The following is a 17,320-nucleotide window of genomic DNA, read 5'->3' as shown; positions in this document are numbered from 1 at the left end:
TTCCTTTTGTTAAGTATCTGTTACAAGAGCGTTTTTTCATGATAATGGTGGTATAATCATAACAAAGGAAGTGATGTTATGAAAAATAAACAATTTATGACAATTATAATATGTATACTGCTTGTTGCATTATGTATTGTGTCTTTTGGGTATATAAGAAAGTCAAGTTCACTAAGAAAAGAAATGAGGCGCCGTATAGATCTTGAGGGAAGAATCGGACTATTAGAAAGAAGATTGAGAGAAAAAGATAAAGAATTAAAAGAAGCAAAAGAAGAAGCGAAAAGAAAAGACGAAGAAGAGAATAAAAAATATTCTGATTTATATAGAGTCATGGCAGACAAATGCGGCTTAAGCATAACGGACGAGAGAAAAAAGGCCATGATTATCCCTTTGGGCAACGCTTATGATCAAGAGACTCTTAAAGATGTTTTATCAAAGTTAAAACTATGGAGCTCAAAGTATTATGATGTCAAAGACCTAAACCAGCTTTTTATGCTTAAAAAGGAAGAGGGGGCAGATAATACTTATCTCATGGCCCAAGAGTTTTACATCGTGATTCCAAAGTATAAAGCTGATGAAATTTCACTAAAAGAGCTTGAACTTTTTGAAAATGGAAATCTTTATCCCGTTCCTAATGACTTTATCGATGGCAAATCATATACTGGTCCAGTTCTTATCTGTCAAAATATTTCAGACATTGCACCTAATGGAGAGATTTGCATAGAAAGCGAAAGTGGCGAAACAAAGTTTAGTCCATTTGTAAGTTTAAAAGATGGTTCACTAATGCTTCCGGATGAAATTTATAACGCAGCAGGCATACTTGATATGAAAGACTATGATAATAACGATTATGATGAAGATCTATTCAATGAGATTAAGGAGTATTTTTATTATTATGAATAAATAGTATTATCATTAAAACTATAGAGGCGGCTCACATGGGCTGCCTTTATTTTATGTCAAGAAATAATTAAAAAATTCTTGACATTTTCTTTTCATTATTGTATAATATCCTTTGTTGGGACCTTTAGCTCAGTTGGTTAGAGCGTCCGGCTCATAACCGGCAGGTCCGGGGTTCGAGTCCCTGAAGGTCCACCAATTTGCCCAGATAGCTCAGTCGGTAGAGCAGTAGACTGAAAATCTACGTGTGGCTGGTTCGATTCCGGCTCTGGGCACCACGCTTAAGTTTTTACTTAAGCTTATTTTTTTATCAAAACTAGTCCATAATTATAATTAAAAATTTTATGTTTATTTTAATTCTTCAGTGGGTATACTAATAATAGATGATATTAAGTGTACAGAAAGGATGAATATTATGAATGACGTTCTTCTTATTAATAGGATAGATGTACAGAAAGAATACGATAAGAAAAAGAAGGTCTTTTTTATTGTCGATTACAAAAGTGAAGATTATTCAGAATACAATATAGTTAGGATATTATGCGGCTTGGAAGACATTAGCTCTGAAGACATTGTCTTTAGGTACAACGGTTTTCAAATACAAACTGAGATAAGGAACATCCCAGCCATATTAAAGGCACTTATCGATGAGAAAGTGCCTGTATATAGCGTGTTTGAGATGTATACACCGGTGGTTTAGTATGGCGAAGTTAACACAAAAGCAGAGAAGACTGCGTTTTTACAGAATACTTGTACTTTTGCTTGTAGCCCTAATCGCCGTATACTTTTTCTTCTTCAGAAAGAAATTCATAGGCGTAAGCAAAGAAGAAAGAGTTGACAATATCAAGGCGTCTATCGAAGACTTGGGCGAGCTTGTAACTGTCGAGTATAATTACACCGATGTTTTAACGTATAAGGACAGCTTAACTCTTATGGATATGAAGATACCATTCACAGACAAGAGCTACATCATAAAATATAACGGCTACATCAAGGCCGGCGTTGACCTAGCAAAGGCTGTTGTTAAAGAAGTAGGCGAGACAAGCCTTGAGCTTGACGTGCCGGTTGCAGCCATCACAGACAGCGTTCTTGATGAAAAGTCCATGGTCATACTTGATCAAAAGAACAATATATTTAATCCTTTAGACTTGGGTGATTACCAAGAGACACTTAAGAAAGAATTGAATGCTCGAGAGCTAAAGGCTAAGAAAGACGGCATACTCGAGAGAGCTCAAGCAAATGCTGACAAGCTCTTAAGAAAGCTGCTTGAAGGCCTTGGCTTCAAAGATATAAAAATTAATTACATTTAGGAGGTAATTTGATATGAAAATTAGTAAGAATGTTGTAGATGCTTTAGTTGAACAATACAACTTTGAATTGGAAAGTGGCTATATTTATCTAGCTATGGTACATGACTTAAAGGACAAAGCTTGGGACGGCTTCGCTCACTTCATGGACAAACAAGCTCATGAAGAGTACGAACACGCTACTAAATTCAAAGGCTTCATCGAAGAAATAGGCGAAAGAGTTGAACTAAAAGCAATTCCTGAACCAAAGAAAGAATACAAATCGGTTCTTGAAATATTCGAAACAGCTTATGATCATGAAAAAGAAGTTACTAAGAGAATCGAAAATATCTATGACTTAGCACTAGAAGAAAAGAACTACGTTGTAGTAGAATTCTTAAATTGGTTCTTAGAAGAACAAGTTGAAGAAGAAGACAATATGAGAACTATTGTTGAAGTATTAGAAAACTTAAAAGACGGCTACACAGGTCTATATCTATATGATAAGGAACTAGGTAGAAGAGAATAATCTTAAGATATTTATAAGGGGTGCTTAAGTGCACCCTTTAAATATATATAGCAGAGCTATAAAAATATTTTTTTGGGAGGTATATTATGAAAGCAATGACACAAACAAACCTTCAATCAGCATTTGGAGGAGAATCACAAGCGCACATGCGTTACCTATACTGGGGAAATGTAGCAGAAAAAGAAGGCTTCAAGAACGTAGCAAGACTATTTAGAGCTACATCTGAAGCAGAAAGAGTTCATGCTCACTCACACTTTAGAGCGATGAAAGACCTATCAGGTGACTTCGCAGTTACATCTGGAGCAGGTTTTGGTGACCACGGAACATCTAAAAACCTTGAAGCAGCAGCAGGCGGAGAACGTTTTGAATTTACTGAAATGTATCCAAGCTACATATTAGTCGCTAAAGAACAAGGCGAAGAAGCAGCTCAAAAATCAATGCAATTTGCTATCGAAGCAGAAAAAGTTCATGAAAAACTATTCTTAAAAGCAAAAGAAGCAGTTGATGCTGGTAAAGACCTAGAAGCTGAAAAGATCTATGTATGTCCAGTATGCGGATTCATTTCACTTACAGGCGAAGAAGAAAAGTGCCCAATCTGTGGTGCACCTAAATCAAAGTTTATCGAATTTTAATTAAAAAAAGATAAAAAATATTTAAAAGATTCCTATACCATAAGCGTATAGGAATTTTTTTGTAAAAAGAGTAGAAATATTTGCTCATATGTGATAAAATAGTACTGATTAATATAGAAAGAGGTATTGCATTGGCAAAATTACTTATACAAGAATCGAATCCCTTGCTAGGCACAGTAAGAGTCAGCGGCGCGAAGAACGCTGCACTACCGATACTTGCTGCGACTATACTTGGCACTGAAGACATCATCTTAGAGGATTTACCTAAGCTAAAAGACGTTGAAGTCATGTGCGAAGTACTTCAGTCACTTGGGGCAACGGTTGAGAAATTAGATGAACATAGAGTAAAAATTAATTCAAATTCTATAAATAAATACGAAGTTGACTACCAATTGATGCACAAGATGAGAGCATCCTTCATAGCTATGGGAGCGCTCATCGGCAGGATGGGTAAGGCGAGGTCCTCGATGCCGGGCGGCTGCGCTATAGGCGCAAGACCAGTTGACCTGCACCTAAAAGGCTTTAGATCACTTGGCGTCAACGTCGATGTTGAAGAGGCGGACGAGTACACAGATATCTTTGCTCACGCAGATAATTTAGCTGGCAATAAGATATATCTTGACTTCCCATCAGTTGGTGCAACACAAAACATAATCTTGGCGGCAGTACTTGCTCAAGGCGAGACAGTCATCGATAACGCGGCAATGGAGCCAGAAATCGTTGATATGGTAAACTTCCTCAATAAGATGGGCGCAAAGATCTATGGTGCAGGCACATCGACGATACGTATAAGAGGCGTTGAAAAACTTCTTGGCGCAACACATCAAATCATGCCGGATAGGATAGAGGCAGGCACGTTTATGGTGGCCGCGGCGGCAACACACGGCGACATCATATTAAATAACGTTATCGTTAGTCACATGAGACCTGTTATAGCAAAGCTGCGTGAAACAGGCTGTGAAATATATGAAGAGGCTGATTCACTAAGAATTATAGCGACTAAAAAGCTTAAGCCGATAAAGGTAAAAACACTACCATATCCAGGATTTCCAACAGATATGCAAGCCCAATTCATGGCGCTTGAAACCATTATCGAAGGAAATTCCGAGGTAATAGAAACAGTTTTTGAAAACAGATTTATGCACGTAGATGAGCTAAGAAAGCTAGGCGCAGTCATTGACGTAGAGGACAGAACTGCCACAGTTAAGGGCGTAGCAAAGCTTCACGGAGCAGAAGTAAAGGCGACAGACCTTAGAGCTGGAGCCGCACTTGTCATAGCAGCCCTATGTGCAGAGGGCGAGACAAAGCTTTCAGACATATATCATATCGACAGAGGATATGAAGATTTTGAAGAGAAATTTAGATCCTTAGGCGCAAAAGTCTATAGAGTAGAGGAATAAGGGGGATAGGCATGGGATTAAGATCTGATGTAGGCATAGACTTAGGTACAGCGAGTGTACTTGTTTATGTAAAAGGTAAAGGCATAGTACTAAAAGAACCGTCTGTCGTAGCGATAGACCAATATACAAATAAATTCTTAGCAGTTGGCGAAGAAGCAAGAAAGATGCTTGGTAGAACACCAGGCAACATCGTTGCAATCAGACCGCTTAGAGAAGGAGTTATCTCAGACTACAGCGTTACACAAAGAATGCTTAAGTATTTTATACAAAAGGCACTTGGCAGAATGCTTTTCAAGCCAAGACTTGTAGTTTGCGTGCCAAGCGGCTGTACAGAAGTTGAGAAGAGAGCGGTTATCGAGGCTGCAAATGAAGCAGGCGCAATCAAAACTTATTTAATCGAAGAACCGATTGCGGCAGCTATCGGCGCTGGACTTGATATCACTCAGCCCAATGGTAACATGATTATCGATATAGGTGGCGGTACAACAGACATCGCCGTTATTTCACTTGGCGGCATCGTTGTGAGCAAATCCATCAAAGTAGCGGGCGACGACTGCGACGAAGCAATCACAAAGTATATAAGAAAGAAATTCAAGATGATGATAGGCGAAAGATCAGCCGAAGAGCTTAAAGTAACTATAGGCTGCGCTTATCCGCTCGAAGAAGAACAATACATGGAAGTAAAGGGCAGAAACCTTATGAGCGGCCTACCTATGAACGTAGTAGTATCATCCTCAGACATGCTCGAAGCACTTAAAGAGCCAGTTCAAGAGATTATCGAAGCAGTTCACACAGTTCTTGAAAGAACACCGCCAGAACTAGCAGCCGACATCTCCGGTAGCGGCATCATACTTACAGGCGGCGGCGCCTGCTTAAAGGGCCTTGACACACTTGTTACAGAGCAAACAGGCATACCATGCAAAGTCGCTGAAGACCCAGTTGAATGCGTTGCCATTGGTACAGGAAAGTCACTTGATTGGGTAGAAATACTTGAAAAATCAAATAATAAAAGCGGCGCAAGCGTTAGATTTAGATAATTTTATCTATACTTATGGCGTAAACTATTAAAAATATTTATACAAGAGCGGTTATTGATATAACTGCTCTTTTTTTGGGTAAATAGGATTTAGACCATAATAATATTAAGGAGGAAAAATTATGAGCGAATATTTTGAAAGAAAAGATTTACAAGAGTTTGGTAGAGGTGCTTTAGGTGAATTAAATAAGGAGCTATGGGATAATTTCATGGCTTATTACGGAAGCGTTTATCAAGATGGCAAGCTAAGCGGTAGAGAAAAATCACTTATCGCACTAGCCGTTGCACACGCAATTCATTGCCCATACTGCATTGAAGCCTACACAACAGCTTGCTTAGATCAAGGCTACACTAAAGAAGAGATGATGGAAGCAGTTCATGTAGCTAGCTCAATCACAGGCGGTGCAGTACTTGCTTACTCAACTCAAATGAAGAAGCTTGCAGACGATATGGAGATGTAATTGTCATACCTAAAGAGCTTACAAGAGGCAGTTCAGCCCTTTGCTAAGACCGTAGGCCGCGATATACTTGCGAAGAACCCCAAAACACTTCAGTTAAATATAACTAGGAAGTGTAACTTGGCATGCAAACATTGTCACGTGGCTTGCTCACCCGCAAGAAGCGAGGATATGGATATGCGTACGGCCGAAAGAGCTATGCAGATACTTAAAGAATGGGACTTCACTACGCTTGATATAACAGGCGGAGCACCTGAGATGAGCTCGGTTTATAGGTACCTTATAGATACAGCCGCGTCCATGGATAAGAAAATCATGAGCAGATCTAATTTAACTATCTTTAATGAAGATGCCTATAGAGATCTGCCAGAGTTTTTGAAAGAAAGAAAAGTCGAGATCGTCGCTTCACTGCCATTCTACGAAGAAGTAAGAACGGATAAAGTTAGAGGCATAGGCGTTTTTCATGACTCCATCGAAGTGCTTCAAAGGCTCTGTGCACTTGGCTACGGGCGAGATGAGGCACTTCAGCTGAACCTTGTCTACAATCCGAGCGGCGCCATGATACCAGCGGGGCAAGATGAGCTCGAGGCCATATATAGGACCAAGCTTAAGGACGAGTACGACATAGACTTTAACAATCTATTCAGCATGACCAATTCACCCATAGGCCGCTTCGGCGAGTGGCTCGATAGATCAGGCAATATGCAAAGGTATCTTACAAGGCTTTGCGATGCTTTCAATCCAGCGACCGTTGATGAGCTTATGTGCCTTGACACGCTATCCGTCGACTACGACGGCAGCCTTCACGACTGCGACTTTAATTTAGCTCTCGGAATGGGTATCGCAGGTCCTCACAAAACCATCTTCGATATAGAAAAAGACGATTTAATCGGACGAAAAATCAGAACTATGAACCATTGCTACACATGTACAGCCGGCAGCGGATCCTCATGAGGCGGAGCATTGGAGTAGTTACTCAGATATTACTTCCTGTCAGATGATAGGAAGTATTTTTTTGCCATTTTATAATAATATTTTTGCCAATATTAAAATTTATATTGCATTTAATGAAAAAATATTGTATAATCAAATTAGTTAGCAATGACTAACTAATAAAGGAGGTTTTATAGATGAAAGCAAGCGTTATATACTGGTCAGGCACTGGGAACACAGAGGCCATGGCGAATGAAATCGCTTCAAAATTAAAAGAGCTTGGCGCAGATACTAATCTTATATCAGTAGAAAATGCAAGCACAGATGATGCCAAAGAAGCAGACGTTCTAGCACTTGGCTGCCCAGCTATGGGCGCAGAAGAGCTTGAAGAGGACTACTTCAGACCGTACTTCGACAGCATCAAAGAGATAATCAAAGACAAGAAAATTGCCATATTCGGTTCATACGAGTGGAACAGTGGAGAGTGGATGGACCTTTGGAAAAACGAATGCGCTGAAAACGGCATAGCTGTTATAGACGCACTTATCGCATACGATCATCCAGATGCAGAAGCACTAGCAAAGTGCAGAGAGCTAGCAGAAAAACTAATGAAGTAATTTATCAAGGAGCGTTGAGCCCCCTTGGCGCCCCTTGTACATATATAAAAAAACTGTCAATCAAAGGCAGTTTCTTGTATTTATGCTGTAAAAACCATTATCCAAGTAATATATCCAGTATCATCATAATTACAAAACCGAAAATGATACCGTAAGTCGCTTCACGCTCGTAACCCTTAGAGTGCGTTTCAGGAATGATCTCGTCACAGATAACAAAAAGCATCGCACCCGCAGCCGTAGCAAGCACTACAGGAAGTGCAGGCTTAAATACATTTACAAGACTGTAACCAAGGAGAGCACCAACCGGCTCAACTAGACCAGTCAGAGCAGCCACCATAAAGGCGTACTTAGTAGTGTAATTCTCACGCACAAGACTCAAGGCAACAGCTAGACCCTCAGGCATATTTTGAATACCGATACCAAGAGCAAGCGCAAGACCATCGTTAATATTTTCTGTTCCAAAACCAACGCCAGTCGCCATACCCTCAGGAAAATTGTGAATGGTGATCGCGATGATAAATAACCAGATTTGACTTAAAGAAGACGATGCGCCCTCACGTCTCTTGTCAATAAGGTGCTCGTGCGGCGAGAACTTATCAATCATGTCAATGACAAAGGCGCCAAAAATGATACCCAAAGAAGTAATCATAACCGCCTTGAAGTCCCCACCACCATATTCAATCGATGGCATAACCAAAGAGAAACAAGTTGCCGCAAGCATGATACCCGCAGCAAAGCCAAGCATCATGTCAAGAAGCTTTTGCGAAACATTCTTCGTGAAAAAGACAGGCACCGCGCCCAAAGCAGTCATTAGTCCCGGAAAGACAAGACCAAAGGCAACAATCGCCTCCCTCGTAAAATATTTATCCATAATAAATCTCCTTTAAATAATACTAAAAAGATTATATTATAAGGTGAAATAAAAGTCAAGAAAAAGGGTAAAATACATAAGGAGTTGATAAAATGTACTATATAGATACACTTAAGAAAGAGCATGAATATATAATTAAGCTCACAGACCACATACTAGAAGTCTCTAAAGATATAATGCATGGCCATGTTAATGCTAGTGCCATAAGGACCATAACAGACGTGATTAAAAATTACGCCGACGGCTACCACCACAAAAAAGAAGAGGACCTAGTCTTTAGAGCCATGTTAGACCATCTTGGCGAGCTTGCAGAAAAACTCATTACAAGCGGCATGCTAGTTGAGCACGACCTAGCTCGCTACGAACGAATGATGATAGATGAAAGCCTTAAACACTATGAAGAAAATCAAACAGACGAGGTGCGCCTTGAACTCATCGGCCACCTAATGAGCTATCGCTCGCTATTAATACGCCACGCAGACAAAGAGAATAAAGTCGTCTATCCATTCGCCATGAAAAACCTTTCTGAAGAGATTCAAAAGAAATTAGACGAAGAGACAAAAGTCTTTGAAGAAGAAAATAAAGAGCAAAGAGACAGATACCTAGATATTATAAATAAATTCTAAATATGACGAAATTGTAAGAAATTTTACAAAGCAAAGCACAAACGCTACTTAATGAGTACATAGCACTAAAGTAGCGTTTTCTTTGTGTCAATATCACCATAAAGCGCCTTGCATTAAATATTAATAAGTGATATAATACTCATATTATAATAGAGATATTATAATAAAATTTAAAAAAGAAAGGAGGGGAGAAAAATGAACAGAAAATTAAGAGTAATAATACTCACAATGGTTCTAACTGTTCTTATGTTTGGAGGCACACGTTTGATGGCAAAAGGCAACTTAGACGTGAACACTACAGAAGCTTCTCAAACAGAAACTCCCAAAGATGAAGGAAATTTAGAACCAATTGCTAACGGTGATAAGGAGGCGCCTTTAGTTGACAATACAGAAGAAAACACAGAAAGTGATGTTATAGATGCTAAAGACAGCGAAAAAACCGACATGGGGGGGGTAACAAATCCCGATAATGAAGGAGAAACTCCAGATGCTAATCAAAATGATAAGGCTGGAGATGAAAACGCTGATAAAGCAAAAGACGCAGCTAAAGGTGATGCCAATGGTGAAAAAGCTGACACTCCAAAAGAAAGTGGTGAAGCAAAGGCTGAAGAAGGTAAAGATTCCGATGCACAAAAATCACTAGAAGAAAATAAGGAAAGCGCAAAAGGTAATGGCGCAGAAGACGGAGCAGCACCAGCAAAGGCACCAGGAGCACCGGCAGGAGAAGGTGAAGGAAAAACTGGTGAAGGTGAAGAACCTAAACAAGAAGTTAATCCAGATGCTAACCCTGATCTAAAAGCTTTACAAGATCAAATCAATGCTGAAAAAGATCCAAAGAAAAAAGCTGAACTTCAAAAGAAGTACAATGATAAGTATTTGGAAGAAATCGGTAAGTCTGAAAAGCTTAATAAAGATATCTTAAATCGTTTTACAGACAAAGACAGAACTCAAAGATATTATGAACTTAAAGACGAGTACGATAAATTAGCAGCTCAAGCTAAGAACGAGAAGCTAAATCAAAAACAACTTGATGAGATCAAAGCAAAGTTAGATACACTGAATAAAGAGCTAGGTGAGTATAAAGTACCACGTAAGTTGGATAATGATGAAAAAGGCGCTCAAGATAAGCTTGCAGAATCTGTTGATGTACCAGGCTTACAAGCTGGAGCTACACAAGATGCAGAAGCAAAGCTAAAAGCATATAATGATGCAAAAAAGGCCTTAAAAGATGCACTTGACCCAGAAAAAGCTAGAACAACAACAGCAGAAGAATTAAAGGAACTATTAGAAGACTTCGATAAAGCTGAGAAGGAATTAAAAGATGGTATAAAAGATGGTTCAATTACACCAAAGTATACAAATGGAGAGCCAACAGTAAAAGTCTTTCCATTGGATAGTTCAGGTAAAGTTGGTGATGAACTTGATAGAAAAGACAATACCTATTACATTCCAGATAATACAGACATCAATTTATTAGTTCATGTAAGTAAAGACGATGAACCAAAAGATTTCACTTTTACAATCAGAGCTTTAGATAAAGGAGTAGAGATTAAAGGCGAAGAAGCCAAAAATCTTGCTTTTCTAAATGGCAATCCAGTTGAGCTTAAGAAAAACGAAGACGGATCTTATTCATTTACAGTAAGCTCCGCCAATATGAACTTCGGTATCGCTCAGTTAAGATTTAACGTTCCAGGCTTTAAAGCAGCTTTTCATAACGGTTTTGACCTTGAAATGGATTTAGGAAATAACAATAAAGTTACTAAGCAATTTAGAATTACTAAAAAAGGTTATGAGGACGATGCTAAAATCGATGGAAAAGGATCAGATACTGATAAAAATCCAAAAGATATTCCAGAGATAGATGCAGGTAAGACTGAAAATGCTATAGTTGATAAAGATACTGATAAAGTATTTGACTTCTTTACTTATTTAAAGAAATCAAATACCTACATCGATCAAGTAACATTCAACTCAGGCAATGGTGAGTCACTTCCACTAAACTCAGTTGATATCACAATCACAGTTCCTAAGTCTGGCGAAAGTAATTTTGCTGAAATGATTCACAAATCAGGACTTGAATATTACGATTTAGGAAATGGCAAGTATCAATTAAAGCTAAAGACAAAAGTCTTTGGTGGCAATCTTACTAAAACTGAAGATGGAAAATTGATGTATAATAATCAAGAACTTACAGCTGCAAATCTAAAAGACGTTGTTTTAGAAAATGCTGGCAAAAAAGTTTATGTTGATAGTGATGGCAAGACCCATAACATCATCACAAGCGAAGTTCTTGAAGGCGGAGACTACAAAGTTGAAGGTGGAACACTTTCTAAAAAGAACGCTTCAAATGAATATGAAGTAATCGGAACTTTTGTTAATGGCAAGATTGAAAAAGATGGAACAACTTATGTTTTAGATGGTAATAAGTTAATAACTTATACTAACGAGTATGATGTTTATGACGGATATGTAGCTAATAAAGATGGCAAAGCAGATCTAGACGTAACACCAACATATAAAGGAAAGCAAGTTACTATCGAAACAACAAAGGATGGTAAGACAGAAAAATCTTATGGCGGAACTATAGTTACAGATGCTAAATATGATAAAAACGGTAAAATCTTTAATGATAACACATATGAAGGCGTAGCAGGAGATCAAGTAATTGACTCAACAGGTAAAAAATCAACTGTAAGTTCTAAAGGAAAACAATTAACTGAAGTAAAAGATGATAACGGAAAATTACTTTATAAATACTTTGTTGAAGACGGAGAAACTTATCGTATAGTTAGTAACGCTGTATTTAATGGTGACTACATCGTTGACGGTCTTGAATATAACAAGGGTCTATCACTTATCGACAAGTTCGGTAAGAAGATGAATATAGAAGTTTCTAAAGACGACACTAAAGGAACTTACACTTTCACTAGAACAGTGAAAAAGGGGGACAAGACAACAACAGAAACTAAGAATAGCGGAAAAGATGGCAACAGAACTATAATAGTTTCAATTGATGAAAATGGTCAAATCTTAGTTAACAGTAAAAACGAAGTTATTGCTAATACGGGCAATAAATACACTATTGTAGGTAATAAATATTACTACGATGGAGAAAAATTTATTTCAGCAACAGGCGATGGACTAAAAGGCAATAAATTCCTTGCTGACTATACACCTACAGATCTTAATAAAACAATTAAAAACATTTACAACGATGGTAAAAACGATGTAGATATTGAAGATTTTGAAAAGAAAACAAAATATGAAGGCAGTTTAAATCCAAAAGATTACTACATTGTTGACGGTAAAGTCTATGTAAAAAAAGGCGATATCTATATCTCAGCTAATCCCGATAAGACTGACGAGATATTAACAGAAAAAACTATTGCCAAAATAGTTCAAGTTTTAGGTAATGGTGACGATGCCATAGAAAAAGTTACTGATGAAACAGATATCTTTAACGCAATTAAAAATGCAAAATTTGCTTTAAGATTCCCAGGCTTCTTAGCTGGTAAAAATGTTGTATACAATGTACACGCAGAAGTTAAGGCAACATATAGCAAGCCAAATCCAGCAAAAAACGGCGAGCTCGAAGATACTAATGTATTTAGTGAAAAAGATGGTATTAAGAAAATCGATAAATTCTTTACACTAAAGAACGAAAAGAAAACAAATACTAAGTTCTTTAAGGATGCACCAGACGAATTAACAAAGGATCCTGCAGTAAATCTTCATTTCTTCAACATTTTCTACAGAAATGCTGATGATAGAGCTAGAGATCAATTAATCATTGATTTATTAGATACAGAAGCAAAAGCTGAAGAAGCTAAAAAAGCAATTGAAAATGCAAATGGGGAAGATGCTAAAAAAGCTGCTCAAGATGCATATGACAAATTTGTTAAGGCAAATAAGGAAAAGCTAGCTCTTATAGCTAAGTTTAAAGAAGAACTTAAGAGACTTTATAATGGTGCAAAATTTGACACTATAGTTCAAGAAGGTAAAAAGACTTTAGTTATAAAAGATAAAGAAGACAATATAATTAAAGATGATGAATTAAACAAAATGCGTTCACTTCTTTGGGAAGTTGGTTTTAACAACGAAGAAGGAAGCTTGTTCCCAGAAAATAAAGATACTGAAATCATTATCGAAGACAACAACATGGACAATCGTTTGATCTATGATGAAATCATCGTGAATGATACTAAAGAAAAATGGGATGAATATAAGAAGGCTTTTGAAGAAAAGTCTGAAAACGAAGGCAAAAAATTTGGCAACGAAGAATATTTCTTCTTAGATCAAATTAAAGACATTCGTTTCGGAGTAAGTCCAAACTATATCGAAGGACGTTTTGTTCCGTTGGGAGAAAACTTCAAGATTACTGGTCAAGAGATTATTGACAAGCTTAACGAATTAACAGAAGGCAGCAATGAGGCTACTATCACAAAGAATGGTATTGACTTTAAAATCACTCGCGATAAAGCCAATGGACAAGTAAGAATAAAAGTGATGAACGCTTTCTATAAGAAGGTAAAAAATGATCCAACACACAAATTCGAAAGTCCTGTACAAAAAGTTTATCAAGATAAAATAAGTAGTTTATTAGAAAAGGTTGACAATCTAAACGAAAATAATATCGATGATTTTGTTAAGGCACTTCATGATGAAAAATCAGAATGTTTTGGTATTATCAAAGAAAAACTTACAGAAGAGTTTAATAAAGTTAAAAATGATGCTACTAAACTTGCAGCTTTCAAAGCAAATCTTAAGAAAGAAATCCAAAAGATTCAACTAGGCTACCTTGATTCTAAAAAGAATGACGCCAACTACAAATACGACGATATGCGCTTTAACGCAATCCGTATCGGTTTAAATCCTAACATCACTATCGGCGGAGCATTGACACCACAAAATATTAAAAAACTTGGTATCACATCAGTTATCGTTCCAGATATTGATATACCTTACACAGATGAATTCGGTAATCCACTTACAAACAAAGACATGTATGTAAAAGCTGAAATCGAAAACATTTTGAAAAATGGTATTGGTGAAGACGCAAACAAGAAGACTTACAAAAAAGATGATTTGAAAAACGAAGAAAAGTTTAGAGAAATCATGATCGAAGCCTACAAGAGAGTTAATGCTAAGATTAATAAAAATGAAATCGAAATTAAAAATCTTGTAACTATTGATGAAGCTAATAAAGATAAAGTCGGTATGGAAAAGTACACTGTTACAAAAGGCAGTGAGCTTGATTATAAAGACCTAGCTGTTAACGATCAAAGCCTAAAGAATAAGAATGGCTATGCCATCAATCCATGGTATATCGGTGAAGGCGATAATGCTAAATCAGTTGAAAAAAGATTCGAAGAAAAATTTGGCAAAGGTAAATACGAAAACAAAGATGAATATAAAGCTCTTCGTGACATGCCTATCGACATAGCTGCTTACTATATGTCAAAGCAAGGATACGATAGAGGCAGATATGCAAACCAAGCAAGCTATAAGCTATCTGGTGGAGATAAAAAAGACGGTATATTTGGATCAGACAGTGATTGGCACAAGAAGATATGTTATCCAGGAATTGGTTACTGCATTGAACAAGCAGGCGGAGACCAAACTCCGGGAACAAATCCGGAAGAAGGAAAATTCGGAACTGAAGACAATAAAGGAGCCGATTTTGAATTAACATATGAGCCTACAAATGATGGACCAGATAAAGAAAATCCAAAGGTTGACAAGAAAACTGAAGATAAAGACAAGACAGTAGATATTACTGGTGAAGATGAAAAATCAGTTGACTTCACTATCGATGTAACAGTTGATAAGATGACTAAAGAACAAAAAGATATAGCGGATGCCTTAACACCAGATGATGATAAGAAGATGACTGAAGAAGAAAAGGCAAAGGCTGAAGCAGAAGCTAATGAAGCAAAGAAGCATTATAATGAAAAGACTGGCTACTATGAATATGAAAATTCTTTAATCATTGATATATTACCAGAAATCTTTAAGCTAAAAGATGGAACAAAACTAAGTTTTGAAGCTAACAGAGAAAAATTAATGGCCAACGGAGCTAATAAGGATTTTGCAGATGAAAAAGAATTCGAAAAATGGCAAAAAGGCATTGAGTACTTCTACACTGATGACTTAGAAGCTGAATATAAGAGACTAAGTAAATCATCAGACAAAGTAGATAAGGAAAAGGCAGAAGTTCTTAAAAAGGCTATCGAAGATGCTAGAGCAAATGGCAAGATAAAAGAAGGTCAAAAAGTACAAGCAGTTCTTGCTTGGATACCTAAGTTTGAAGCACCACATGGTTCTGAAAATCAATTTACATTTAAACTTTCAAATGTTTTTGTAGACAAGAAAAAATATAAAGACTTCAAAGACAATGTTATTGGTACAAACTATACTAATGATGCCGCTTTTGGTGACAAGGCTAAGTTCTACTTTGGTAGTACTACAATAAATATTCATGAAGACCACGAAGGCAAAGTCAATAAATATCTTCAAGTCTTAGATAAAGATGGCAATGTTATTGACAAAGATAAAGCCGATGGTTGGTTCATGGGTGGTACTGAATTAAAATTTGGAGACAAGTTTAACTATAGAATTGAGTACTTTAACAACACAGGAGTTATTGACGTCCCAGGAACTGCGAATAACAAGTCTGAGATAAAGATTGAAGATATATTTGCTAAAGTTACTGACAATGGTTTAAAACCAGTTCTAAGAGATTACATTACAAGTGATCTTGAACAGTATTCGGTTATATACAAGATAGGTGATAAATCTTATAGTGAAGAAGAACTTAAAAAGGCAGTTGCAGATAAAAAAGTAAAACTTTCTGACGTAACAAGCGTTATACTAGAAGGAAAATTTGAAAATGGCGCTACTAATCACTTTGATATACCGATGATGATACCTCAAATCGATGCAAAGATTGATGACAAGGGTGATGTATACTACACTGGCGAAGACGGAGACAAGAAAGTTATTGGCAAGGCAGAAGACTTCTTTAACTTGAAAGATTTAACTGATAAAGAAAAAGAATTAATCGCTAAGAACACAGTTAAAGATTCAAATACTGTTACTGTATATCTTGAAAAAGAAAGATTCATCAGAGTGTTCAAGGAATTCCTTGCAGCTAATGGCGAAAAGCTAAAGAATCTTGATAACTTAGAAGCAAAATTTGATGTATACCAAATCATTAAAGATGAAAATGGCAATGTTATTAAGAAAGAAAAAGTTGGCGAGTTAAAAGCTAATAAGGCAAATGACTTTACTGACATGCTTGATCATTTACCAATCTTTAAGAAGACAACTACTGTTGATGAAAAAGGTAATGTTACTGTAAATCAAATTAATTACGAGTATGAGCTTGAAGAAGCTGCAATGCCAGGCTTTGAATCAAAGGTTTATAAGATTGATGACGATAAACTTGGTTTTGTATGGCAAGCAACTAACACTGAAAAACCAGAAAAACCAGAATATCCAGGCGACAATCCTAAGAAAGAAACTGAGGAAGTTACTGTAAGTATAAGTGTTAACAAGGCTTGGGAAGTTCTTAATAACGGATCAAAACCAAGCATTCAAGTTGAGCTTTATGCTAATGGTAATGCTACTGGCAAGATCTTCACATTAGGCGAAGGTAACTGGAGCGCTACTTTTAAAGATCTTCCAGCCAAGGATAAAGACGGTAATGACATCATCTACACTGTAGTTGAAGTTGGTTCAGAAAATAATATTACTATGATTGGTGATAGAAAGTTTGAAGTAATTTACAGCACTAATGAAGATGGTAGCATAACTATCTTAAATAAAGAAGTGCCAAATGAAGAACCAAAGGATAAGGAAGAGCCTAAGAAGGACGAGCCTCACGATGACGAAAATGACAGAGACCGTGATCAAGGTAAGAACAGATTACCTAAGACTGGTGTAGCTGAAGACTTAGCTAGCATCTACTTTGCCTTCGTATTATTACTCGGCTTAGTATTTATCAAAAAGAGATATCTTGTAAAATAAGGAG

General features: G+C 37.0%; 13 protein-coding genes and 2 tRNA genes. 14 read left to right on the top strand and 1 reads right to left on the bottom strand.

Features of this window, described 5'->3' with window-relative positions; all coding sequences use genetic code 11:
• The first annotated feature begins 78 nt into the window (after positions 1-78).
• From BN3004_RS01065 to BN3004_RS01010, 12 genes are all read left to right on the top strand, one after another.
• Positions 79-903, top strand: a complete 825-nt coding sequence (locus BN3004_RS01065; protein ID WP_058259439.1) for a hypothetical protein — start codon at positions 79-81, stop codon at positions 901-903.
• 118 nt (positions 904-1,021) lie between these two features.
• Positions 1,022-1,098: transfer RNA gene (locus tag BN3004_RS01060), tRNA-Ile, on the top strand.
• 4 nt (positions 1,099-1,102) lie between these two features.
• Positions 1,103-1,178, top strand: a tRNA-Phe gene (locus BN3004_RS01055).
• A gap of 137 nt (positions 1,179-1,315) precedes the next feature.
• Positions 1,316-1,600, top strand: a complete 285-nt coding sequence (locus BN3004_RS01050; protein WP_058259438.1) for a hypothetical protein — start codon at positions 1,316-1,318, stop codon at positions 1,598-1,600.
• A gap of 1 nt (position 1,601) precedes the next feature.
• Positions 1,602-2,210, top strand: coding sequence for a DUF4230 domain-containing protein (locus BN3004_RS01045; RefSeq protein ID WP_058259437.1), 609 nt, complete (start codon positions 1,602-1,604; stop codon positions 2,208-2,210).
• 13 nt (positions 2,211-2,223) lie between these two features.
• Positions 2,224-2,715 carry a ferritin gene (locus tag BN3004_RS01040; protein WP_058259436.1) on the top strand — a complete coding sequence of 164 codons (492 nt, stop codon included), beginning with the start codon at positions 2,224-2,226 and terminating at the stop codon, positions 2,713-2,715.
• An 86-nt stretch (positions 2,716-2,801) separates the two neighbouring features.
• The gene (locus BN3004_RS01035; RefSeq protein ID WP_058259435.1) at positions 2,802-3,347 is read left to right on the top strand and encodes a rubrerythrin family protein; all 546 of its coding nucleotides are present in this window, start codon (positions 2,802-2,804) and stop codon (positions 3,345-3,347) included.
• A 131-nt stretch (positions 3,348-3,478) separates the two neighbouring features.
• Positions 3,479-4,747 carry a UDP-N-acetylglucosamine 1-carboxyvinyltransferase gene (murA, locus tag BN3004_RS01030; protein WP_058259434.1) on the top strand — a complete coding sequence of 423 codons (1,269 nt, stop codon included), beginning with the start codon at positions 3,479-3,481 and terminating at the stop codon, positions 4,745-4,747.
• Positions 4,748-4,758: 11 nt separating this feature from the next.
• Complete coding sequence (locus BN3004_RS01025; RefSeq protein WP_058259433.1) at positions 4,759-5,784, top strand: rod shape-determining protein; 1,026 nt, start codon at positions 4,759-4,761, stop codon at positions 5,782-5,784.
• Between the two features lie 121 nt (positions 5,785-5,905).
• Positions 5,906-6,244: an arsenosugar biosynthesis-associated peroxidase-like protein gene (locus BN3004_RS01020; protein ID WP_058259432.1), complete on the top strand. Its 339-nt coding sequence runs from the start codon at positions 5,906-5,908 to the stop codon at positions 6,242-6,244.
• On the top strand, positions 6,245-7,195 hold the full coding sequence (gene arsS / locus BN3004_RS01015; RefSeq protein ID WP_058259431.1) for an arsenosugar biosynthesis radical SAM (seleno)protein ArsS: 951 nt from the start codon (positions 6,245-6,247) through the stop codon (positions 7,193-7,195).
• 176 nt (positions 7,196-7,371) lie between these two features.
• The gene (locus tag BN3004_RS01010) at positions 7,372-7,791 is read left to right on the top strand and encodes a flavodoxin (RefSeq protein WP_058259430.1); all 420 of its coding nucleotides are present in this window, start codon (positions 7,372-7,374) and stop codon (positions 7,789-7,791) included.
• Between the two features lie 97 nt (positions 7,792-7,888).
• Here the strand turns inward: BN3004_RS01010 and BN3004_RS01005 are convergent, their stop codons facing one another.
• Entirely contained in the window at positions 7,889-8,662 is a 774-nt protein-coding gene (locus BN3004_RS01005) for a ZIP family metal transporter (protein ID WP_058259429.1), read from the bottom strand.
• A gap of 92 nt (positions 8,663-8,754) precedes the next feature.
• Here BN3004_RS01005 and BN3004_RS01000 point away from each other — a divergent pair, with 92 nt between their 5' ends.
• Together BN3004_RS01000 and BN3004_RS00995 are read left to right on the top strand one after the other, a co-directional pair.
• Positions 8,755-9,288 carry a hemerythrin domain-containing protein gene (locus BN3004_RS01000; protein ID WP_058259428.1) on the top strand — a complete coding sequence of 178 codons (534 nt, stop codon included), beginning with the start codon at positions 8,755-8,757 and terminating at the stop codon, positions 9,286-9,288.
• Between the two features lie 195 nt (positions 9,289-9,483).
• Positions 9,484-17,316 (top strand): Cna B-type domain-containing protein, encoded by a 7,833-nt coding sequence (locus BN3004_RS00995; protein WP_058259427.1) that lies wholly within the window; start codon positions 9,484-9,486, stop codon positions 17,314-17,316.
• The last annotated feature ends 4 nt before the right edge of the window (positions 17,317-17,320 follow it).

The organism is Fenollaria timonensis, from assembly GCF_001457835.1.
Classification (GTDB): Bacteria; Bacillota; Clostridia; order Tissierellales; family Peptoniphilaceae; genus Fenollaria; species Fenollaria timonensis.
The sequence above is the reverse complement of the archived record's forward strand: the minus strand, read 5'-3'. Positions and strand labels throughout refer to the sequence as shown.